The 23,463-nt window shown below is 66.8% G+C and carries 16 protein-coding genes and 1 tRNA gene; 9 read left to right on the plus strand and 8 right to left on the minus strand.

Features of this window, described 5'->3' with window-relative positions:
* Positions 1-44: 44 nt before the first annotated feature.
* Positions 45-725 (minus strand): phosphate signaling complex protein PhoU, encoded by a 681-nt coding sequence (gene phoU, locus AC1AYN_RS00140; protein ID WP_034525951.1) that lies wholly within the window; start codon positions 723-725, stop codon positions 45-47.
* 225 nt (positions 726-950) lie between these two features.
* Between phoU and AC1AYN_RS00145 the strand changes: the two genes are divergently transcribed.
* On the plus strand, positions 951-2,261 hold the full coding sequence (locus tag AC1AYN_RS00145; protein ID WP_476531356.1) for a sensor histidine kinase: 1,311 nt from the start codon (positions 951-953) through the stop codon (positions 2,259-2,261).
* Positions 2,262-2,265: 4 nt separating this feature from the next.
* Here the strand turns inward: AC1AYN_RS00145 and AC1AYN_RS00150 are convergent, their stop codons facing one another.
* Together AC1AYN_RS00150 and serC are read right to left on the minus strand one after the other, a co-directional pair.
* Positions 2,266-2,520, minus strand: coding sequence for a DUF2530 domain-containing protein (locus AC1AYN_RS00150; protein WP_476503128.1), 255 nt, complete (start codon positions 2,518-2,520; stop codon positions 2,266-2,268).
* A 97-nt stretch (positions 2,521-2,617) separates the two neighbouring features.
* A complete protein-coding gene (gene serC / locus AC1AYN_RS00155; RefSeq protein WP_476531358.1) occupies positions 2,618-3,760 on the minus strand; it encodes a phosphoserine transaminase in 1,143 nt (380 codons plus the stop codon).
* Between the two features lie 242 nt (positions 3,761-4,002).
* Between serC and AC1AYN_RS00160 the strand changes: the two genes are divergently transcribed.
* From AC1AYN_RS00160 to AC1AYN_RS00170, 3 genes are all read left to right on the plus strand, one after another.
* Complete coding sequence (locus AC1AYN_RS00160; protein ID WP_476503090.1) at positions 4,003-5,013, plus strand: CHAP domain-containing protein; 1,011 nt, start codon at positions 4,003-4,005, stop codon at positions 5,011-5,013.
* A gap of 134 nt (positions 5,014-5,147) precedes the next feature.
* Positions 5,148-5,909 (plus strand): C40 family peptidase, encoded by a 762-nt coding sequence (locus AC1AYN_RS00165; protein WP_476531359.1) that lies wholly within the window; start codon positions 5,148-5,150, stop codon positions 5,907-5,909.
* Between the two features lie 230 nt (positions 5,910-6,139).
* Positions 6,140-7,168 (plus strand): universal stress protein, encoded by a 1,029-nt coding sequence (locus AC1AYN_RS00170; RefSeq protein WP_476503092.1) that lies wholly within the window; start codon positions 6,140-6,142, stop codon positions 7,166-7,168.
* 202 nt (positions 7,169-7,370) lie between these two features.
* On the opposite strand, the gene AC1AYN_RS00175 is transcribed toward AC1AYN_RS00170, so the two are convergent.
* Entirely contained in the window at positions 7,371-7,784 is a 414-nt protein-coding gene (locus AC1AYN_RS00175) for an OsmC family protein (RefSeq protein ID WP_034525863.1), read from the minus strand.
* 281 nt (positions 7,785-8,065) lie between these two features.
* Between AC1AYN_RS00175 and AC1AYN_RS00180 the strand changes: the two genes are divergently transcribed.
* The 4 genes from AC1AYN_RS00180 (at position 8,066) to AC1AYN_RS00195 (ending at position 17,123) form a co-directional block, all read left to right on the plus strand.
* Complete coding sequence (locus tag AC1AYN_RS00180) at positions 8,066-8,941, plus strand: thymidylate synthase (RefSeq protein ID WP_476531361.1); 876 nt, start codon at positions 8,066-8,068, stop codon at positions 8,939-8,941.
* 44 nt (positions 8,942-8,985) lie between these two features.
* Positions 8,986-9,651, plus strand: a complete 666-nt coding sequence (locus tag AC1AYN_RS00185; RefSeq protein ID WP_476503094.1) for a dihydrofolate reductase — start codon at positions 8,986-8,988, stop codon at positions 9,649-9,651.
* A gap of 13 nt (positions 9,652-9,664) precedes the next feature.
* Entirely contained in the window at positions 9,665-10,198 is a 534-nt protein-coding gene (locus AC1AYN_RS00190; protein WP_476531363.1) for a low molecular weight protein-tyrosine-phosphatase, read from the plus strand.
* 274 nt (positions 10,199-10,472) lie between these two features.
* Positions 10,473-17,123 carry an Ig-like domain-containing protein gene (locus tag AC1AYN_RS00195; RefSeq protein ID WP_476531365.1) on the plus strand — a complete coding sequence of 2,217 codons (6,651 nt, stop codon included), beginning with the start codon at positions 10,473-10,475 and terminating at the stop codon, positions 17,121-17,123.
* 194 nt (positions 17,124-17,317) lie between these two features.
* On the opposite strand, the gene nagA is transcribed toward AC1AYN_RS00195, so the two are convergent.
* From nagA to trmB, 4 genes are all read right to left on the minus strand, one after another.
* The gene (nagA, locus tag AC1AYN_RS00200; protein WP_476531367.1) at positions 17,318-18,853 is read right to left on the minus strand and encodes an N-acetylglucosamine-6-phosphate deacetylase; all 1,536 of its coding nucleotides are present in this window, start codon (positions 18,851-18,853) and stop codon (positions 17,318-17,320) included.
* A gap of 618 nt (positions 18,854-19,471) precedes the next feature.
* Positions 19,472-20,671, minus strand: a complete 1,200-nt coding sequence (locus AC1AYN_RS00205; protein ID WP_476532282.1) for an IS110 family RNA-guided transposase — start codon at positions 20,669-20,671, stop codon at positions 19,472-19,474.
* A 333-nt stretch (positions 20,672-21,004) separates the two neighbouring features.
* A tRNA-Glu gene (locus AC1AYN_RS00210) sits at positions 21,005-21,076 on the minus strand.
* Positions 21,077-21,194: 118 nt separating this feature from the next.
* Positions 21,195-21,971, minus strand: coding sequence for a tRNA (guanosine(46)-N7)-methyltransferase TrmB (gene trmB / locus AC1AYN_RS00215; RefSeq protein WP_476532283.1), 777 nt, complete (start codon positions 21,969-21,971; stop codon positions 21,195-21,197).
* A gap of 342 nt (positions 21,972-22,313) precedes the next feature.
* Here trmB and galE point away from each other — a divergent pair, with 342 nt between their 5' ends.
* Entirely contained in the window at positions 22,314-23,327 is a 1,014-nt protein-coding gene (gene galE / locus AC1AYN_RS00220) for a UDP-glucose 4-epimerase GalE (RefSeq protein ID WP_476503099.1), read from the plus strand.
* The last annotated feature ends 136 nt before the right edge of the window (positions 23,328-23,463 follow it).

Raw genomic sequence — 23,463 nt, forward strand, 5'->3', positions numbered from 1 at the left:
CTAGGGAGGAAATTCGTTATCCGTCCGGACAGCCGGACGGAACCTTACTCGATCGAGCCTTCCTCGTCACGGCTCGGCTCCTTCGACGGATCGAAACCGGAGACGATGAACACGACGCGACGCGCGGCAGAGACCGCGTGGTCGCCGAGGCGCTCGAGGAAGCGGCCGAGCAGCACGACGTCGATGAGCTGCTGACGGCTGATTTCCACGCTTTCGTCAAGCGCGAACTCGAAAGTCTTGTGGTGCAGGGCGTCGAGCTTGTCATCGTTGGCGATGATGCGCTCGGCGGTCTTGGCGTCGCGGTCGGCGAGCATGCTCACCACGTCGTCGGAGGTCTCGTCCAGGAAGTCCTGCATCTGCTGGAACGTCTCCTTCGCGCCTTCCGGCAGCGCGGAGGCGGGGTAGGCGCGGCGCGCGGTCTCGGCCACGTGCTTGGCGAGATCGCCCATGCGCTCGAACGTGGTGGCCAGACGCATCGTGGAGACCACGACGCGCAGATCGGTGGCGACCGGGTTCTGCTTGGCCAGCAGCTTCACGCACTGGTCGACGACGCTCTCCTCGAGGGCGTCCAGCTCGATGTCACCGTCGATCACGGTCTGGGCGGCCTCCACGTCCTGCTTAAGCAGGGCGTCGCCGGCGCCGCGGATGGACTTGCGCACACCCTGCGCCATGCGGTCAAGGTCGTCGGCCACGGCCTTGAGCTCTTCATTAAAGATAACGCGCATTGTCTTCAGCCTTTCATCTTTCTTCGGCCATGGACGGGCGACGGTCAGGCGTAGCCCGTACCTCACGGCAACCTCTCCCATTTTATGCGAGTACTCCCGCTTTCGCGACAACGTAGCGCAATCGCCATCTGCTGTTGGCTGCATGTTCACCACTACGTTCACCGGATATTCAACTACACGGCATGTCGCCGCTTCCGACACGCCCGGTGTGGGAGAATGGAGCGCATGTATGATTCCCCGGTGCCGTCGATCATCGTGTCGTCGGTCTTCGGCGTGATGGGTCTCGCCATCGCGCTCGCCGTCCTGTTGTTCATCATCGACCATGTCGAACCGATCGTGGAGCGTCTGCTGGGAGGTGCGTCGTTCACGGAATGGCTCGGCAACCTCATCGGACGCAAAACGCGCGGTCTGCGCAAACGCCGCGACGCCGCGGACGGTGACGACGATCTCGACGCGTCGACGGAGGCGCTGCTGTCGATCCTGCCGAGCGCGTCGCTGATCGTCGACCGCGACGGCGACGTGGTGCGCGCGAACCCGCAATCGTACCGTCTCGGCATCGTCCAGGACGACAGCATCGTCAACGAGAAGGTGGTGGAGACGGTGCGCGAGGTGTTCGCCACCGGCGGCAGGCGCCGTTTCGACCTGGAGACGGAAACGCCGGAACGGTTCGTCGCGTCGGGCGACGACGACGCGACGAACCGCTCCGGTGCGGGCGTCGCGCCGGGCGCGCGGCCCGGCGTGCGGCGCCCGAACTGGCTGAAGGTGACGGTCGGGCGCGTGGGGGAGCGATACGTCGTCGTCCTCATCGACGACGTGAGCGAGACGGTGCGGTTCGCGCAGATCCGCGACTCGTTCATCATCAACGTGTCCGAGCAGCTGCTGGGACCGACCGAGGCGTTGGCGCGTCTCGCCGACGATCTCGAACACGACGGCGACGATGGGAAGGTCCTCGACCGCGCACGCATCGAGGCGGACGCGCGCGAGGTGCGCACGACCAGCAACCATCTCAACCACATGGTCTCCGACCTGCTGCTGCTCATCAAGGCGCAGGAGCCGATCGTGCCGTCCGCCGCGAACCGTCTCAATGTGATGGACGAGGTGCGTGCGGTGAAGGCGTCGCTCGCGCGTGAAATCGCCGATTTCGGCGTGGACGTGAACGTGGAGGGCGACGATTCGCTCGTCGTCAACGGCGATTCCGGACAGATCCGCACGGCCCTGACCAAGCTCGTCGAGAACGCGATCGAGTATTCGCCGTCAGGCGGGTACGTGGGCGTGTCCGTGGAGGCGGACGAGATGCGCCGCCACGCGGTGATCCGCGTGATCGACCAGGGCAAGGGCATTCCGAAGCGGGAGCAGTCGCGCATCTTCGAACGGTTCTACCGCGGCGCCGACCAGAGCGCGCGCACCGCCGACGGCGTGGGATTGGGATTGTCGATCGTCAAGCATGTGGCGCTCACCCACCACGGCACCGTCGCCGTATGGTCCGCGCCCGGCCAGGGCAGCACGTTCACCCTCACCCTGCCCGTCGCCCGCTGAGACGTTATTGGCCGAGACGCCGGTAGTCCCAGCGGTCGAAATGCTCCCAGATGAGCATGAGCACGCCGACGACGACGCCCGCCGCGCAGATGATCAGCGGCGTGGCGACGTCGAATCCGAGCGCGTCGAGGACGAAGCATGCGATCAACGCCACGGACCACAGGCCGGTGCCGATGAGGAACACGGTGCGCAGATCCACGCGCACCGGCTTGGGTGCCGGCCTGCGCACCGCGGGGTCGAGTATCGGGGCGAATCGCAATTTCACAGCGACCACCTTACCGCACGCCGCCGAGCATGCGCCGCGTGCGGTTCCGCCCCGGGTTCCGCCCCGGTCGCGCGGTTCCGGCCCGATCCGGCTACAGGTGTTCGACAACGTAGTCGATGCATCCGGTGAGCGCGGCGACGTCCGACGGTTCGACCGACGGGAACACGCCGACGCGCAGCTGGTTGCGTCCCAGCTTGCGGTATCCGGACGTGTCGACGATGCCGTTCTCGCGCAGCGCGGCCACGACGTCGGAGGCGGCGATCGCGTCGTCCAGGTCGATGGTGACGACCGAGTGGGAGCGTGCGCCCTCGTCGGAGACGAACGGCTTCGCGTAGTCGGAGCGTTCCGCCCAGGAGTACAGCAGCGACGCGGACTTGGCGCAGCGCGCGGCCGCCCAGTCCATGCCGCCGTTGTCGTTGAGCCAGCGCACCTGGTTCTCCATCATGATGAGCGTGGCGACGGCGGGCGTGTTGAGCGTTTGGTCCTTGCGCGAGTTCTCCAGCGCCTTCGTGAGCGACAGGAACGGCGGCACCCAGCGGCTCGCGCCGGGAAGACTCACGTTCGCCTCGACGCGTGCGGCGCGTTCGACGGCGGCGGGGGAGAGGACCGCGACCCACAGGCCGCCGTCCGAGCCGAACGCCTTCTGCGGGGAGAAGTAGTAGGCGTCGGTCTGGCTGACGTCGACGGGCAGCGCGCCGGCGGCCGACGTGCCGTCGACCAGCGTGATCGCGCCCTGCTCGACGCTGCCTTCGACGCGGCGCACCGGGGCGGCGACGCCGGTGGAGGTCTCGTTGTGCGCCCAGCAGTAGGCGTCCACGTCCTCGGTGGGCTCCGGCAGACGGTACGTGCCCGGCTCTCCCTTATAGATGACCGGATCCTCGAGGAACGGCGCGGCCGCGGCGGAGGCGGCGAATTTCGCGCTGAACGATCCGTACGTGCCGAACGCGGCCTGACGGGTGATGAGCGAGGCGCAGGCGATCTCCCAGAAGCAGCTGGCGCCGCCGTTGCCGAGCGCGATCTCGTAGCCGTCCGGCACGTGGAAGAAGGATTCGAGTCCTTCGCGAATCGAGCCGACGAGCTGGCGCACCGGGGTCTGACGGTGGGAGGTGCCCAGCAGCGTGGTGGCGCCGGCGTCGAGCGCGGCGACCTGTTCGGGGCGGATCTTGCTGGGCCCGGAGCCGAATCGGCCGTCCTCGGGCAGCATGTCGGAGGGGATGTTCACTGTATTGGCCATGCGCACCACCCTAGCCAATCCTTCGGTGCTCAGGTCGCGTGCTCCATATATCGACCGCGCGGCGGCCGATGGGCGGACGCGCGGAAGATGAGGGGGAGGCGAGGGAGGGAAGGACTCGAACCGGTTCGACACCCCTAGGGGATTTGCCTGAGGGTGGGGGTCGTTGTAGGGTGGCGAATTGTGACGGTGAAGGGTGCCGTCTGCAGAGGTGCCCTCCCAACCCACCAAGGAGCTGATACTGTATGAGGCATGCGGCACATAAGGCGGCCGGAACTTCCGCCAAGGGCAACGGATCGAACAGCCTGATGGGCCTGTTCTCCGGTTCCCGCGGCACCCACACGCGTGGCACCGTGATCGCCATGCAGATGGCGGGGAACAACGGCGCCGTGCTCGGTCTCGACGAGGCGGTGGCCGATAAGCTCAACGAACTCGCGCCGATGTCGCGCCGCGCCATCCGCGAGGCGGCCCGTGCGGCCGAACGTCGCAACTTCATCGTCGGCTCCGCGTCCCTCGCGGCCTTGGCCGGCACCGCGGCCACCGCGGTCGCCTTCGCCAGCCCCGCCGACGAAGGCCTGTCCGTCGCCGAGGACGCCGCGACGACCACCACGCAGATTCAGGCGGTCAAGGGCGCGGCCTCCCGTTCCGACGTGCGCACCCCGCTCACCGGCACCGGCGACACGGTCTCCAGCACCGTGGCCGGCAGCGACGCCACGCAGCAGTCCGACGCCGACGCGCAGACCCAGCAGACCTCCAACGAGGGCACCTGGTCGCTCGGCGACGCCAGCACCTCGATCGACCTCAAGCAGATGTCCAAGTCCCTCGCGAACAACGAGAACGTCGCCAAGCTCATGGACGAGGATTCCAACCTGCTGCCCGCCGGCTTCGACCCGAACCACGCCACCGGCGACGTCGGCAACGCCTATGAATTCAGCCAGTGCACCTGGTGGGTGTACGTGCGTCGTCATGAGCTCGGCCTGCCGGTCGGCTCGCACATGGGCAACGGCAACATGTGGGCCAACTCCGCGCGCGCCCTCGGCTACTGGGTCGACAACACGCCGCGCCACGTGGGCGACATCATGGTCTTCCGCGCCGGCCAGGAGGGCACCGACTCCACGTACGGCCACGTCGCCATCGTCGAGAAGATCAACGCCGACGGCTCCATCGTCACGTCCGAGTGCGGCTCCGTGATGAACGGCAAGACCTACTCGAAGACCTACACGAACGTCTCCGACTTCGAGTACATCCACTACTGATACGTCTGACTACTACTGATACGTCTGACCACTGATACGTTCGGTCTCCGATGCATCCGATGCATCGCCGGAGATTCCGCTTACCGATTCGCTTTCCGCTCCCCGGGCACCCCGGGTGCTACCGTAAGGTTCCGATGAAGAATTTGAAGCAAACCGTAATCGCATTCACCGCGGCCGTCGTAGCCTGCGCGACGTTCATCGCCGTCGCTCCGGCCGCCACCGCCGCCGACCAGACCTCCGGTGTGGTCACCTCCGAGCGTTCGTTCCCGAAGACCACGACCGCCCGCAAGAACCTGCTCAAGGAATCCACCTCCACCGATGTGGAGTCCGATTCCAACTGGGGCGGCATCGAGTCCCTGAACGTGCCGCAGACCAAGTCCCAGGCCGAAAAGGACGCCGAGGCCAAGGCCGAAGCCGAGAAGAAGGCCGCCGAAGAGGCCGCCCAGGCCGCGGCCACCGCGCAGGCCCAGTCCCAGGCCGCCAGCCGTTCCGCCAGCCGTGACGCCTCCGTCGACACCTCCAGCCTGCCGACGCCGACCGGCAACGCGCAGGGCGTCATCTCGCTCGCCCTGGCCATCGCCGCCGACGACCGTTACGTCTACGGCGGATGCAACCCGCCGTACAACATGGACTGCTCCTGCTTCGTGCAGTATGTCTTCGCCCAGAACGGCATCTCCCTGCCGCGCACTTCCGGCGCGCAGGCCACCGTCGGCACCCCCGTGGCGAGCCTCGCCGAAGCCCAGCCGGGCGACATCCTCGCCAATGCGAACCACTCCGGCATCTACCTCGGCAACGGCATGATCGTCGACGCCGAGACCTACGCGGACGGCATCCGCACCAACGCCGTCGCCTACGTGTTCGCCGGTGCCAGCTACTCCATCCGCCGAGTCCTGTAATACCGGCACCCGGCGGTTCGGTTACGGATTGCTTCCCGTTCTTGAGACAACGCGCCTCCCCTTTCCGGGGACGGCGCGTTTTCTGTTTTCCGGTCCGTTTCCACGCGACACGAGTGAACTATTTCACGAAGATGAGCCGCGATATGCGTCCATGACGGGGTATTGTGGAACGCACAGGGGGCGATGTCGCCACGGCATGACGGCATCGCGTATAACTCAAGGAGGTCGTCATGATCAACGACAAGGCCATACTCGTCGGCGTTGACGGGTCGAATGCCAGCTACAAGGCCGCTTGGTGGGCGGCGAACTATGCCAAGCATGCGGGACTGACGCTGCAGATCGTCTGCGCGTACTCCCTGCCCAGCTACGCGGCCGTCAGCTTCGACGCCACGTACACCGCGATGGGCGACGACAACGCGGCCCATTCCGACGCGCAGGAGATCCTGTCCAAGGCGAAGGCCATCGCCGACGAGCAGGGCGTCCAGGCGGCCACACTGATCGTGACCGGCGACCCGGCGTCCGTGTTCGTCGAACTGTCGCGCAACTACAACCTGATCGTCATCGGCAACCGCGGCAAGGGCGGCCTCGCCGAGCGTCTGCTCGGCACCACGTCCTCCTCGCTGCCCGCCTACGCGTACTGCCCGATCGTCGTCGTGCCCTACACCGACGACGATGGCAACCTCATGCACCTCAACAACACGATCACCAAGGTGGCGGTCGGCTCCGACGAATCCAAGTGGGGTCTGAAGGCTCTCGACATCGCCGCCTCCTTCGCGCACGCGTGGGGCGCCGAGCTCGACGTCATCTCCGCGGCGGCGCAGGTCAAGGGCGCCGACGACGAGGTGTACGCCTCCTTCATGGACGATCTGGAGACGCGCGTCAAGCCGCTCGAGGAGCAGTACCCGGATTTGAAGATCGAGAAGCGCATCGTGCCCGGCTCCGCCGTGGACGCGCTCACCAAGGCCAGCTACGACCATGACGTCGTCGTCGTGGGCTCCCGCGGACGCGGCGGCTTCACCGGCCTGCTGCTCGGCTCCACCAGCCAGGGCCTGCTGCAGCACTCGGTCGGCCCCGTCTACGTCGTGCCGCGCAAGTACGTGGAGGCCGCCGAAAGCCGCCTCGACACCGTGCCGAGCTCGCCGGCCGAAGTGCCGACGAAGCCGCTCGACGACATCAGCGGCGTCAAGGAGGTCCCGGTCGAGCCGGCCAAGCCTGAGGTCGTCCAGCAGATCGAAAAGACCATCGACCCCGAACACTGATCCGATTGAGGTCGGCCGTAGGCCGTCCGTGATTGCGGCCGGGCTGTCCGCTCCTTCTTTGGCCCCCTCTGACGAGGGGGCTGTCCGCGTAAGCGGACTGGGGGAGAGATACCGGGAACCGTTACGTTCCAGCTATCTCTCCCCCAGTCTCACTGCGTTCGACAGCCCCCTCGTCAGAGGGGGCCGATTGCGTGCGATTGGTTTACTTCTTGATCGTCACTTCCATGCGGACGGGGGTCTCCTGCACGTAGGTGTGCTTGACCGTGCAGCCCTTGTCGATGTGACGGGTGATGCGCTCCTTGAGCTTGGCCGCGTCCTCGTCGCTCAGATCGGAGCCGGTGGCGTCCACGACGACCTGCTCGTCGAAGTTGATGTACGCGTCGTTGTCCGCGTCATAGGTGCCGCCGACGACGATCTTCGCGCCCTTGCCCTCGCCCAGCGTATGCTCGATCGCGAACTGGCTGGACAGCGCCGCGCAGCCCGCCAGCGCGATCTTCATCAGATCGCCCGGCGTGAACTGGCCGCGGTCCTTGCCGAACTTGATGTGCGCGCCGTCTTCGCTGAACGCGTCCCACGAACCGTCCTTGTTGCGTTCCACCCACAGTCGCTTGGCCATGATGACTCCTCGTCTATCCGTGCGGCGCGCCTGTCGCGTCGCGACCATCTCCAATCTAGCCGAAAACCGCCGCCTTCGCCGCAAATCGCCATCCGCCGAAGCGAACCCCCCTCAGCCGGCTTCGCCGCCAGCTCCCCCTAAAGGGGGAGCAAAGAGATGATATGCGCCCTTTCCGGGGAGCAGGAAGACGGCATGCGCCCCCTTCAGGGGGAGCTGGCCGGCCGGAGGCCGGACTGAGGGGGTCACGGGCTGACCGAGGGGGTCACGCTACACTGGTGCCCATGGCTTTGACCCCGGAACAACTCGCTGACATCCGCACCCGCATTCCCGCCCGTCCCGAGACGGACGTGCCCACCCCGTACGAGGATCTCGTGCGCACGATCCTCACCGAGGGCACGCTCAAGTCGGACCGCACCGGCACGGGCACGATCTCCCTGTTCGGTCGCCAGATCCGCTTCGACCTGTCCGACGGCACGTTCCCGCTGCTCACCACGAAGACCGTGTTCTTCAAGGGCCTCGCCTATGAGCTGCTGTGGTTCCTCAAAGGCTCCTCGAACGTGCGCTGGCTGCAGGAGCGCGGCGTGCACATCTGGGACGAGTGGGCGGACGAGAACGGCGACCTCGGTCCGGTCTACGGCGTGCAGTGGCGCAGCTGGCCGGCTCCGACCCCGGACGACCCGAACCGCACGATCGACCAGATCGCCAACGTGATGGACCTCATCAAGCATCACCCGGATTCGCGCCGCATGATCGTCTCCGCGTGGAACCCGGCCGAGGTCGAGCACATGGCGCTGCCGCCCTGCCACGCGCTCTTCCAGTTCTACGTGGCCGACGGCAAGCTCAGCTGCCAGCTCTACCAGCGCAGCTGCGACATGTTCCTCGGCGTGCCGTTCAACATCGCCTCCTACTCGCTGCTCACCCTGATGATGGCGCAACAGGCGGGCCTCGAGCCCGGCGAGTTCGTGTGGACCGGCGGCGACTGCCACGTGTACGACAACCACATCGAGCAGGTCCTCGAACAGCTGTCGCGCGAGCCCTACCCGTACCCGAGAATCGCGATCGACAAGGCGGACTCGATCTTCGACTACGAATACGAGGACTTCCATATCCTCGACTACCGTCACCACCCCACCATCAAGGCGCCCGTCGCCGTCTGACATTACACTTCTGTTCCAGTCCAATCCCACTCAAGGAGTCCGAAATGGAGCATGACAGTAGCCGAAGCGGCTATCACGAACCCGAGCCCGGGGATGCCGGGCTCGACGAGACCGAGGACTGGGGCGACGATTTCCCCAAGACGTTCTCGGTGAACCTCATCTGGGCCGAAGCCCGCGACAAGGAAGGTCGTACGGGGGCCATCGGTCTGGAGGGCGGCATGCCGTGGCATCTCGCCGAGGATATGAAGCATTTCAAGGAGCTCACCGTCTCGCACCCGGTGATCATGGGTCGTCGCACCTGGGAGTCGCTGGACCTGCGCTACAGGCCCCTGCCCAACCGCGACAACATCGTCGTCTCCCATGACCACCAGTACCGCGCACCCGGCGCGACCGTGGTCGACAGTCTGGAGGACGCGCTCGACCTGGCCCGCCAGGAGGCGATCCCGGACGACGGTCTCGACCGTTCCGAGATCTGGGTGATTGGCGGCGCGCAACTGTTCGAGGAGGCGCTGCCGCAGGCGAACAAGGTGTTCGTCACCCTGCTCGATGCGGCCGTGGACGCCGACACGTACGCGCCCGACATCGCCGCGCTCGCGGACGACGACCACGCCGGCTGGCAGGTCGCCGACCGTTCGCCGTGGCTGAAGCCGAAGAAGCCGGAATCCGGTATCGCCCGGTACCGTTTCATCAAGTATGTGCGTTCCCGTTAGCCGAAAGAGAAGTATGACCGACGAGAAGAAGTACACCGTCATGACCGTGTGCACCGGCAACATCTGCCGGTCGCCGATGGGCGAGATCATCCTGCGCCACTATTTCGACGAGCGCGGCCTGTCCGACCGCGTGGACGTCGAGTCCAGCGGCGTCTCCGATGAGGAGTGGAGCCACCCGATCGACCCGCGCGCCGTGCACGTGCTGCGCGAGCGCGGCTATGGCGACGAGATCCCGCGCGACCATTTCGCGCATCGGATCAGCCGTGACGAGATCAACCGCACCGACCTGTTCCTGCCGATGACCGCCTCGCACATGCGCGCCCTGCTGCGCATGCTGCCGCCGGCGAAGCGCGCCGAGGTGCACATGTACCGCAGCTTCGACCCGAATCTGCCGAAGCCGCCGGCCGGCCGTGAAAACGAGATCGACCTGGTCGATCCGTGGTACGGCGGTCCCCACGAGTTCGAGGTCGCCATCGACCAGATCGAGGAAGTCGCCCCCTACATCGTCGACTGGGTGGCCCAGCGCCTCACCGCCGCCGAACACTAACCCCCGTTCCCGCGCATATCCCGCGCGCACTCTCCCATGGTGCGGTAACACACAATCTCCATAACGGCGGAATCAAGCCGTTTTCTGCGACCGCACCATGGGGGTTTTACCGCACCATGGGATGGAGTGCGTGAGTGCGAGGGGTGAGGTGTGGTGATACACCGGTTGACCAAGAGTCGGTTTCCATGCTATCCTGCGATGTTGTATGGTACACAGCTGTACCACTTGACGAGGGAGAGAGCCCGTCAGGTGTCGTAGAAGGATCGACAGGCCAATGAACGGAACACACCAGCAGAATCGTCCCGACGCCGGGCATCACGGTATCGGGCATCACAGTACCGGGCAACATGGCACCGGGCAGCACGCGCAACCGCGCACGGGGCATCGCGTCGCCAACATCGCCGGCATCACCCATCGCATCGTCGCCGGCATCGTCACCCGCGTCACCCGCCGTGCGCGCGCCGCGGTGGCCGGCGTCGCCGCCGCGGCCATCGCGCTCGCGATGATCGCGGCCGGCACGGCGGCCACCGCCACCGCCGACGTGACCAACACCTCGGCCGACGCGACCGTCCGCCCGGTGAGCAACATGGGCTTCGAATCGGGGCTGGACGGCTGGACCGCCAAAGGCGACGTCACGACCGTCACCGGCGGCGCCTCGGAAGGCGACCGGTACGCGGACCTGCCCGCGGGCGCGTCCATCACCCGAACCATCACCGGCATCCCGCAGGGCAGCTACTCGCTCAACCTGAACGTGAAGGGCGCGGCCGGCGGCAATACCGCCAACCTCACCGTCTCCGGCACGGGCGGCCCTGACTCCGTGCTGAAGCTCGACGCCTATCTCAAGACGGGCCAGTGGACCGCCACATCGCACCGCAACGTGCTCGTCTACAACGGGCGGATGACCGTCACCATCACCGCCGGAACGAACTCCCTCGCCGTCGACGGCCTCAACCTCCAACTCGACTCCGACGACGCCAACGCGCTCGCCAACTGGGACTTCGAACAGGGGACGGACGGCTGGACCACCACCGGCGACGTCGCCGTGGACGGCGCCAACGCCGACACCGGATCCAAGGCGCTCCGCCTCGCCGCCGGAGCCGCCGTGGCGCAGACCGTCACGGTCAAGCCGAACACGAAATACGTGCTCACCGCGCGCACCAAGGTCGACCGCCAGGACACGTTCTCCACCGAGACGCACAACAACTGGCGCGGTCAGGACGGTCTGCTCGTCAATCGCGAATCGACCGGCGACCGCATCAACATCGGCGTCAGGGGCGCCGACGGCACGGTGCTGCGGCAGGCGCCGTCCGGCACCACCGGATACTCGCTCGTCAGCGTCGTGTTCACCACCGGCGCGACCGGCGAGATCACCGTATACGCGAACACCGTGCACGACGAGGCCTACACGAAATCCGTCACGCTGCACCGGACCGACGGGACGTATGTGGAGGACCCGTGGACCGGCAACGGCCAGGACCACGCGTGGGTGGACGACGTCGACCTGTTCGAGATGCACGACGCCGGCGTCGCCAAGGGCGCGGACGTCTCGTTCCTGCCGCTCATCGAGGACAACGGCGGCAAGTACTTCGCCAACGGCGTCCAGCAGGATTGCCTGAACATCCTCGCCAACCACGGCGTCAACTCGATCACGAACATGATCTTCGTGCAGGCCGGCAACGACACCTACTATCCGAAGAGCCTGGCCAAGGTCTACCAGAGCTTCGACGACGCGAACGGCGATCCGATGCCCTACCGCATGCCCCGGGGCGGTTACTTCGACAAGGAGCACTCCGCCGAACTCGGCGTGCGCGCCACCGAACTCGGCATGAGCTACCTGCCGAGCTTCCACTACTCGGATTCGTGGATCAGCGCCGCGAAGGCCTACACGCCGCTCGAATGGCTCAACAAGGCGTACGACGGCACGCTTTCGGAATCCGACCTGAGCCACATGAAGGCCATCGTGTATCACTATGTGCACGATTTCATGACCGAACTGGTGGACCGGCACGTGAACCTCGCCGGCGTGAAGACCGGCAACGAGCAGGACGGCGGCCTCATCCGCCCGATCGGCCAGGGCGCCACCAGCGAGGGACACGCGGCCATCGTCGCCGCCTCCTACGACGCGATCAAGGACGTGGCCCCCGGCATCCCCACCTACGTGCACACCAACAACGGCTACGACGTGGACTACGCGTTCACCATGTTCGAAGGATTGTCCGCCAACGGCGCCGAATACGACGGCGAAGCGCACTCCCTGTACGGCGGCCGTTCCAGCGGCAACATCATCAAGTTCGCGAACGCGATGAACGCGAGCGGGAAGCACCGTTGGCGCGACTACGTGAACGTGGAGGCCGGCTACAGCTTCACCCGTTACAAGGCCACGTTCGACCAGCAGACCAGCCAGATGACCCAGGCCGCCTACGCGGGCAGCCCGAACGGCCAGTACAACTGGCTGCTCGACTACATGCAGGCGCCGCTCGACACCCCCGATCCGTACGGGCGCACGCGCGGCTTCTACTACTGGGAGACCGATTGGATCCCCACGCCGGGCGCGGCCAGCACCGAAGGCGGCTCCGCGGACGTCAACCAGCGCATCATGTTCAACAACGGCGACCCGGCCATCAAGGAGATGGGCAGCACCGAGGCCGGCAAGGCCGGCGACATGATGGACTCCATGTACGCGTACCTCATCCGCGGCGTCGCCAAGACGAAGACCGCGGACGTCGTCACGCCGCTGAGCAACGACAACGGCATCGCGGACGGCCGCTACGAGGTCGCCCCCGCCAAACCCACCGCCATCGGATTCGAGGACGCGGACCTCACGCTCACCGCGGGCGGCATGTCCCGGCGGCTCAGGCCGACCGTCCAGCCCACCGACGCCGTGCTGTCCGACAGCGCGATCACGTACACGTCCAGCGATCCGGACGTCGCGACCGTCTCCGCACAGGGCTTCGTGACCGGTGTGAAGGCCGGTACCGCGACGATCACCGCGCGCGTGGATAGCGTGGGCGGCGTGTCCGCCACCGCGCGCGTCACCGTCAAGGCCCCGACGCTTGCCGGTGACGGCGACCTCGCCGTGACCGTCGGCGGCAAGCGGGTGCACGACGGCGACGTCATCGCCGCCAAGGCGCTCGACTCGGTGGACATGACCGCCACGTTGTCCAAGACCGTGAGCGACCAGCATGCCGTGTTCACCTCCTCCGACACCGGCGTCGCCACGTTCTTCGGCGAGACCTGGCAGACCGCCAAAGGCCGCATGGAACAGCGCACCGACGACGGCTCCGTCGTGCAGCTCGACGTGAAGCAGGCCGGCAGGACCGCCGTCACCGTCGCCTCCGCCGATGGCAAGGCGACGCTCACGTTCACCGTGGACGCCACCAAGACGCCCGTCGCCTCGGTCACGCTCGACAGGACCGGCCCGATCACGCTCAGCCACGGCCGTTCCACGCAGCTCACGGCCACCGTGAACCCGAAGGACGCCACCCTGTACAAGGTCACGTGGAGCTCGTCGAATCCGGATGCGGTCAGCGTCGACCAGACAGGCAAGGTCACCGCCGTCGGCCGGGGCGATGCCGTCGTCACCGTCACCTCCGACGACAATCCCGCCGCCTCGGCCAGCGTGACCGTCCACGCCGTTCCCGTGCAGGTGGAGGGCGTCTCGCTCGGCCGCGACAGACTCACCATCCAGAAGGGAAGCACGAAGCGGCTCGACGTGCTCGTCACGCCGTCCGACGCCGACGACAAGTCCGTCACGTGGACGTCCGCGGACCCCGCCGTCGCCGGCGTGGACGCGGACGGCAACGTGACCGGCAACGCGATCGGCGAGACCACCGTCACCGTCACCACGGTGAACGGCGGGTACAGCGCGAGCGTCGCCGTCAAGGTGCAGAAGGACGCGATCGCGGCCACCGGCGTCACGCTCGACCGGCATGAGGTGTGGATCAAGTCCGATACGCTCGGCGCGCAGGGCGGCGACGGCGCGACGGTGCGGCTCAACGCCGCCGTCACGCCCGGCGACGCCACCGAGACCGACGTCGACTGGAGTTCCGGCGACGAATCCGTGGCGACCGTCGACGCGTTCGGCACCGTCACCGCGCTGAAGCCCGGCGTCGCCGTCATCACCGCCGCCACCAAGGACGGACGATTCAGCGACAAGGCGACCGTGTACGTGCCGACCATCTCCGAAAGCTTCGACGGCGTCGACGTCGGCGGCAACGGCGGATTCGGCAAGTACGCCAACTACGCCGGCCAGCTGGGCGCGAAGGTCGTCGAAGGCGATGCGGACGGCGGTTCCGGTTCCGGCGGTTCCGGTTCCGGCCACGTGCTCGAGATCTCCGGCGGCGGCTCCGGCGGCCGCGCCACGGCCAGGACGTTCGCCCCGTCCGTCGCCAACGGCAAGGTCGTGTTCGACGTCGACTGGAATGTGGGTGCGCCCGCCGGCTCCAAAGGCGCGTTCCTCACGCTCGTGGACGGTTCCGACAACCGCTATCTGAGCCTGCAGACCAACGCGGGCGCCGAACTCGTCTACAACACCGGCGGACGGTCGTCCACCAAGGACACGAACAGCGCCCTGACCGGCACCACCGCCGTCGGCGACGGATTCGATCGGAACGACGCATGGTACAACGTGCACGTCGCGCTCGACTTCACCGCACGGAAGATCACGTTCACCATCACGTCCAAAACCGATGTGAAACTCACCGCCACCCACACCGTGCCGTTCGCCGACGGCGTCGACTACGACGGCACTCTCGCCGGCATCCAACTGTGGGGCACCCGCGGCGCGGGCACGCTGAACTGGACCACCCGACTCGACAACCTCGCCGTCTACGCGGCCGAACCCTCCGCCAGCGCGGTCAAGGTCGACGCGACCAGCGTCAGACTCGTCCCCATCAAGGGCACGCTGAGCGCCACGCACCGGATCGCCGCGTCCGTGGAACCCGCCGGCTACAGCCAGGACGTGACCTACACCTCGCTCGACCCGGACACGGTCGCCGTGAACGGTGACGGCGTGATCGCGCCCGTCGCCTACTACGACGATCTCGACGCGATCGTGCCCGCCAAGGGCACGGTGCGCGTCGCCTCGAAGCAATCGCCGAACGTGTACACGGACATCGCCGTGGACATCACCAAGACGCCGGGAGCCTCCGAGTTCTTCACCGTCACCGACGCGACGACGGGCGACGACCTGACCGGCGGCAAGACGACGCTCGACGCCGGCGGCACGCTGCGCCTCGCCGCGCGCAGCACCGGCGGCGACGGCGACGTGCTGCTCAAATCCGTCGCATGGACGTCCAACGCGCCCAAGGTCGCCACGGTGGGCGAGACCAGCGGCGTCGTCACCGCGCTCGCCGGCGGCACCGCCGTCATCCACGTGACCGCCATGCTGTACAACAGCGACACGCCGCTGGAAGCCGACGTGACCGTCACCGTGAACGGCGACGCGCCGGTCGCCGCCGACGCGATCGCCGTGACGAAGACGCCCGCGAAGACCTCCTACGTGATCGGCGACCGACTCGACACGACCGGACTCGAAGTCAGCGAAACGGCGGGCGGCAAGACCGTCGGCACGCTGGACGCGAGCCGGTACGAGCTGAGCGGCTTCGATGCCGACCTGCCTGGAGAGAAGACCGTCACCGTTACCTCCAAGGGCGACGACACGGCCGGCAAGACCGCCACGTTCACCGTGACCGTGAACGATCCGGACCTGCCGAGCGGGGACCTCCTCGCCAACGGCGGCTTCGAAGACGGATTCGACTCCTGGACCGCCACGTGGAACAAGCCGCAGGGCTCGGTCGGCGTCAAGACCCAGAAGAAGGAATCCGACCTGCACGAAGGCAAAAAGAGCCTCAACGCGTGGAACGCCGCCGCCATGGACTTCACCGTGGAACAGCAGGTGACCGGACTGGCCGAAGGCTGGTACGTGTTCTCCGGCTGGCTCACCGGCGACAGCGGCAAGAACGACGACATCCGCCTGTATGCGAAGGACGCGGGCGGTGCCGAGCTCGACGCGGCGGGGGAGAAGCTGCCGGGGGCGGGTTCGGCCGGTGCCGGCGGTTCGGCTGGTGCCGGTGCTGGTGTCGCCGGGTATAAGTGGCTGAATCCGACGCTCAAGCCGGTGCACGTGGGCGCGGACGGCGTCATCACCGTCGGCTTCAGCGTCAAACAGGACGCGGGCGGCTGGGCCGTGCTCGACGACTTCAGCCTCGTGCGCGTCGCCGCCCCGGATTCCGCCGTCACCGGTCTCACGCTGGTCTCCGGTCCGTCCAAGACCGCATACGCCAAAGGCGAGGCGCTCGACACGGACGGTCTTGCCGTGCGCCGCCTCCTCGACGGCGGCACCACCGCGCCGTTGAACGAGACAGATGGCGAACTCGCGTTCACCGGCTACGACGCCTCCGCGCCCGGACGCCAGACCGTCACCGTCTCCATGGCCGTCGGCGGCGACACGGCTCACGTCGTCTCCACGACGTTCGACGTGACCGTCAAGGACGATGCGGAGCCGGAGCCGGATCCGGAGCCCGAACCCACGCCGGATCCGGACAAGCCGGGAAACGGCTCGGATGGAGATGGCGGTGACGGCGGTAACAACGGTGGTTCCGACGGTTCCGGCGGCAATGCCGGTTCCGACGGTTCCGGCGATAGCGGCGATACCGGTGGAAACAACGGCAACGGTTCCAACGGCAATGCCGGTTCCAACGGTTCCGGTGACTCCGCCGGTTCCGGCTCTGGTGCTGGTTCTGGCTCTGGTGCTGGCACCGCGCAGCGTCCGACCGGACAGTCGCCCGCGCAGGCCAACGCCTCCGCCAAGTCGCCGCTCCCGGCGACCGGCGCGGCCGTGGCCAGAGCGCTCGCGGTGACCATCCTCGCGCTCGCCGTCTGCGGCGTCACCCTAGTCCTGCGCCGCCACCACATCCGCCGCTGACACGTGTTGTCGGTTCATTGACGGATTGACCTACCCCTACCTTCCCATTTCCCATGGTGCGGTAACACAAACTCTCCACAACGGCGGAATCAAGCCGTTTTAGGTGACCGCACCATGGGAGTTTTACCGCACCATGGGATGTGTGAGGGGCGCAGGGGAGTGTGGCGCAGTCGTTGGCGCGCAGTATTGCTTTCTCACCGCAGGCGGCGGCCGGCGCACCAGGTGTGGCGGACGGTCCAGTCCGTCGCGTCGATCAGGTTGAAATCGGCGGCGTAGCCGGGGGAGAGCAGGCCGAGCGGCGCGCCGGTGACGGGATTGGGCCGGTCGAAGCCGAACGCGCGCGCCGGGGTGAGCGTGGCGGCCTCGACGGCGTCGACCGGACCGAACCCGAGCGCAACGATCGCGCGCCGGACGGCGGCTTCCATCGTGAGCGTGGAGCCGGCGATCGCGCCGCCGTCGGCGAGGCGCGCTCGGCCGGCGACCACGCTCACGTCGAGGCCGCCGAGACGGTACGCGCCGTCCGGGCAGCCGGTGGCGGCCATCGCGTCGGTGACGAGCGCGATCCGGTGCGGTGCGAGTGTGAAACCGAGCCGGACCATCGGATCGTCCACGTGGAAGCCGTCATCGATGAGTTCGATGATGACGCGCGGGTTCTCGATCGCGGCCGGAATCGGACCGGGATCGCGGTGATGCAGGCCGTTCATCGCGTTGAACATATGCGTCATGATGCCGGCGCCCGCGGCGAAGGCGGCTTTGGCGGTGTGATAGTCGGCGTCGGTGTGGCCGATTGCGGGGACGACGCCAGCGGCGTGCAGCTTGCCGATGGCGTCGAGGGCGTGCGGGAGTTCCGGGGCAATGGTGATCTGGCGGATGCATCCGGGGTGATTCGCGGCGGAGGAGGCGGGTGCGCTGGGGCTGGTGGTGCTGGGGTCGGCGGCGTCGGTACTGGCGGTACTGGCGGTGCCGTGGTCGCCGCCCGACGCGGCGAGCAGTTCGTTAATGAGTTCCGGAGATGGATGCCGCAGGTGCTCCAGCGCGTGCGCGCCCTTGCGTTCCGGCGCGAGGAACGGGCCTTCCAGATGGCAGCCGAGGATGTCCGGTCGCCCGGAATCCATTGTGGTGCGCACGATACGGATGTTGCGTAGGATCACGTTCATCGGATTGGTGACGAGCGACAGGACCTGACGCGTCGTGCCGTGCATCGCGTGGCCGGCGCGCGCCGTGTCGATGCCGTCCGGCCCGTCGTCGAACGACGCTCCCCACGCGCCATGGGAGTGGATATCCACGAATCCGGGCGTGAGGATCAGCCCGTCCGCGTCGATGATCGCGTCCGGCTCGGGGGAGTCCGGGGCGATGCCGACCGCGCGGCAGGCGCGTCGGAACGGTGTGTCTTCGGCGCGGGGGCTGTTGTATTCGCTGGTGTCGGTGTCGGTGTCGGTGCTGATGATGTTGCTGTTGTTCTCGGTGCGGGGAGTGCGGCCCGTACCGTTCTCGGCTGGGTCGCAGTCGTTCGCGTTGTCGTTTGGGCTGCCATCGTTTGAGGGGTCGTCGTCCGAACCGCACGCCACGATCACGCCGCGCGCATCGGCGACCACCCAATAACCGCGCCGCTCGCCACGGGCGTCCACCTTGCGTGCCCCACGAATCGCGACCGGTCGCGGTGCGCCTTTCAATGCCGCCGTCACCCGAGCGACGGTTTCCTGTCTGGTCTCGTCCAGCAAGTCTCCCATGCCCACCCATGATAGAGGTGGCTGTGGTTGCGGTCGTGATGCGGTCAGTGCAATCTCGATCCCTGTCGGTGGATGTTTTCCATGTCGGCAGATGTTCTCGTGTCGGAGGATATCTTCCTTGTCGGCGGATGTCCTCGGCGCAAGAAAACCCGGGAATCCGCCTCGTCGTCCGGGAATCTTTGCACTGGGGCGGTGTCAGTGCAAAGATTCCCGGGCGATTGGGTTCTTTTCCGGGATTCCTTGCGCTGGTGCGGCACCGCGCTGATGAGTGGGATGCGGAGAGGCGACTATTGCCTGATGTATGTAGAACTGTTGCCTGATGTATGTAGAACTAGTTCTTAGTATGCAGAACTGGTCCTTATTGGATAGCTCCGTACTGAGGTTGCAGCCAGTGGCTATAGCGCAGGAGCCGGCCCCCATGATGCACAGGGAATCCGGCTCCTACTTCCATTTCCTCCTCAGAGGTTGGCTTATCTCACACTATAGCGCGTAATCGGGGGGGGGTGTTCCTATGTTTTTGTCAATTCTGTAGGGGGTTGATGTGTCGGGTTTTGGTTGGTTGTCGTGGGCGTGCTTCGCCTCGCCGGTGGCGACCGGTGTGTTCGTCCTTCGTGGTGTTCAGGCGGCGAGGGTCGGTTCCTGGTAGAGGGTGCCGTTCTTGAGCATGCTGTAGATGACGTCGCAGCGGCGTCGGGCGAGGCAGATGACGGCGGCGTTGTGGTGTTTGCCTTGTTCGCGCTTGCGTTTGTAGTAGGCGATGGAGGATGGGTGTTTGGTGGATGCGACGAACGCGGATTGCCATAATGCGTTCTTGAGTCGTTTGTTGCCGCCTCTGGCGGGGCGTTCGCCTTTGATGCTGGTGCCGGACTGGCTGGTGACGGGGGCGATGCCGGCGTACGCGGCGAGGTGGGCCGCGCTTTTGAAGCGGGTGATGTCTCCGCCTATGCCGAGGAGGATGTTGCTCGCGGTCCTGACGCCCACCCCGGGCATCGACGTCAGGACCCGGAGAAGAGGGTGGTCCTCCAGGAGCCTTTCGACCTGCGCGGCGAGGTCGCGCCGCCGGTCCTTGATGGTCTTGATGTCATGGGCGATCGAGGGGATGATGGTCTCGGCCGTGAGCGTGCCGGGCACGGTGAGGGTCTGCCGGCCGATCGCCTCGAACATGTCGTCGATGATGGTCCCGGCGCGCAGCTTGTTGTCCTTGGCCCACGCCCTGACCTGGTCGATGCCGGCCTTTTCCATGCCGGCGGGCCCGCCGTAGTGCTCGAGCAGGGCGAGGGTCGCGTCGCGGGTGATGCGGTCGCCCTTGAGGGCGCGTTCGAACGCGGGGTGGGTCTGCAGGAGCAGGCTCCGCAGGCGGTTGATGTGGCGGGTGGATTCGTGGGCGAGGTCCTCGTCGTGGCCGGCGAGCAGCTTCAGGGCGGCGAGGGTCTCGTCGTCCGGGCCGGCGTCCCTGAGGCTCTCGGGGAGCCTGAGCGCGGCCCACGCGATCACGTGCGCGTCGCGCTGGTCGGTCTTCGCGGTCCCGGGAAGGAGCTGCGCGGTCCGGCGCATCGCCGTTCCGGGCAGGTACGCGGCCGCGACGCCCATGCTCCGGGCCACGGTCAGGAGCAGGGAGCCGATGGTGTTGGGCTGGTCGACGACCAGCAGCACGCGCCCGTGTTCGCAGAGGCGTTCCAGCATCGTGCGGATGGCGTTCTCGTCCTGTTTGAGCGGCTTGTCGTACAGGGTGTTCCCGTCGCGGTCGAGGGCGCACGCGTGGTGCGCGCTCTTGCCGACGTCCAGGCCGACCCACACGTCGATGTCGTCCGGGCTCATCATTGTCCTCCCGTCATGGGGATGTTCCGTCGGCCGCCGTGACTCGGTCGATGGAGTCCGGACGCCCGTGCCGCATCCACATTACGGAGAGACCTGGGCCATGCGCCCCGACGCGTCCATGCGGCCGGCCTGGTTCCTATCAGCGGTCATCGAACGTCCCCGCTCCCGGCGACAACACCCCCCGGATCATCAACGACAGGGCAGGAAAGCCATACCGGAACCGGCGACCCGGCCCCGACCACCGGGACCTACCAAACATGGTAATGGGCATTGGCAAGCGAAAGGGCGCTGAAACATCTGAGTTTCAGCGCCCTTCGTGGCTCTCGCCGCAGGTACCCCCAGAGAGAGTCGAACTCTCGTTGTCAGATTGAAAGTCTGGTGTCCTAACCGTTAGACGATGGGGGCGTGACAACTTGCATAACGATACGCAAGTCATCGGTGCTGTGCAAATCCGGCGTGTCGTCAAGCGTCGTGCGCCGTCGTATCGTGCGCCGTCACGTCGCCCATGTCGCGCCGTCCCGCGTCACACCTTGCGGTAGGTGAAGTCGTGGATCACGCGGCCGGCGGCGAGACCCTTCTTCTCGAAGTTGGTGAGCACGCGTCCGTCGAATCGCTCCGACTCGGTGAAGTCGGCGTGCGGCATGTCGGCCGCGAGGTCGGCGTTGCCCTTGCCCACGTGGCCGGTCGGCAGGCTCACGGTCACGTCACCCGCGTTCTGCCAGCCGTCGAGCCCGTCCATCACCTCGTGCACGTGCAGCGCGTAGTCCTCGATGTCGGTGGCGATGCGCCACACGCCGCCGTCCGCCAGCACGCGGCGCACCTCGCCGGCCAGCTCCGGCTGTACGATGCGGCGCTTGTGGTGCTTCTTCTTCGGCCACGGGTCGGGGAAGAACGTCCAGACCTCGGCGGCCACGCCGTCGGCGGCCGCCTTGAACAGCTCCGGCGCGTTCACCTGTGCCACGCGGATGTTCTTCAGTCCGCGTTTGCCGGCGAGCAGCAGCGTGTGCGCGACGCCGGGATCGTAGACCTCGAGCGCGAGGAAGTTCGTGTCCGGATTCGCCTCGGCGGCCGCGACGATGTTCTCGCCCTGGCCGGAGCCGATCTCGATGACGAGCGGATTCGCATCGCCCCACGTGCCGCGCACGTAGTCCGCGTCGAACGCGAATCCGTCGCGCACGTCGAGCGAGCCCTCGCCGGCGTTGATGTCGAGCAGATAGTCGCCGGCGTAGTTGTCCCACGCGCGCTGGAGTCGCGCGTCGAGGCGGCCGGAGCGGCGCACGAACGAGAGCACGCGGTGCATCGGGTGCGTCGGCGCGGCCGCGGCCTGCGGCGTCGCGGCCGTCGCCTCCGTCGTTCCGTTCACGGCGTCCGTGTCCGTGATGTCGCCGTTGGTGATGTCGCCGTTCGCGGCGTGGTCGTCCGTCATGTGCGTTCCTTCCGATGTCGTCTTGCGTTGTTCCATTATTCACCATGATTCCGTATGATTGGACCGTGCCGATTCGTGGAAACGCGTGTGTTCGTTCGTGTGCCGTGTTATACTCAAATTGTTCGAAAATATAACAAATGTGAGCAGAAGCGAACAGCGGCTCGCGCAGTCGAACCGCACGCCGCAAGGCTCTACAAGGCAATCGAAAGGCCAGATATGACAGTTCTCGTCACTGGTGGGTGCGGCTACATCGGCGCCCATGTCGTCCACGCTCTGCATGAGGCCGGTGAGAAGGTCGTCGTCGTCGACGATCTGAGCTACGGCAAGCCCACCCGCATCGAAGGCTCCCGCCTCTACGGCATGGACATCTCCGCGCCGGGCGCCGGCGAGCGCCTCGCCGAGATCCTCGACGCCGAAGACGTCGAGGCCGTCATCCACTTCGCCGCCCGCAAGCAGGTCGGCGAGTCCGTCGAGAAGCCGCTGTGGTACTACCAGCAGAACATCGGCGGCATGCTCAACGTGCTCACCGGCATGACCAAGTCCAAGAAGGCGAAGAAGCTCGTCTTCTCCTCCTCCGCCGCCACCTACGGCGTCCCGCCGGTCGACGTGGTCCCCGAGGACGTCGTTCCGATGCTCCCGATCAACCCGTACGGCCAGACCAAGCTGTTCGGCGAGTGGATGGCCCGCGCCTGCGAAGGCACCTACGGCATCCGCTTCTGCGCGCTGCGCTACTTCAACGTGGCCGGCTGCGGCCCCGTCGAGCTCGAGGACCCGGCCATCCTCAACCTCATCCCGATGCTGCTCGACCGCCTGAAGAAGGGCAAGGCCCCGCTGATCTTCGGCGACGACTACCCGACCCCGGACGGCACCTGCGTGCGCGACTACATCCACGTCTCCGACCTGGCCGACGCGCACCTCGCCGCCCTCAAGTACCTTGACCGCGACGAGCGCAAGTACGACGCCTTCAACGTCGGCACCGGCGAAGGCACCTCCGTGCGCCAGATCGTCGACGAGCTCAAGAAGGTCACCGGCCTTCCGTTCGAGGAGCACGTCCAGGGCCGTCGCGCCGGCGATCCGCCGCACCTCATCGGCTCCCCGAAGCGCATCAACGAGGAGATGGGCTGGCATGCCAAGTACAACGTGGAGGACATCGTCGAATCCGCGTGGCGTGCATGGCAGGCCAACCCGGAGCACCACATCGATGTCGAGAACTGGAAGCAGACCGACTGAGTCGCATGTGGCCGTATCGCGCCATCGTGTGGGGCGTGTCCGTTCGTCGGGCGCGCCCCACGCGCGTTTCCGGGGCAGTTGCGTGTGTATTCGCCTGTGTGAGCGTCGTGTGCGGGTGGTCGAAATCGTTGCAATA

The organism is Bifidobacterium sp. LH_413 (genome assembly GCF_056357015.1).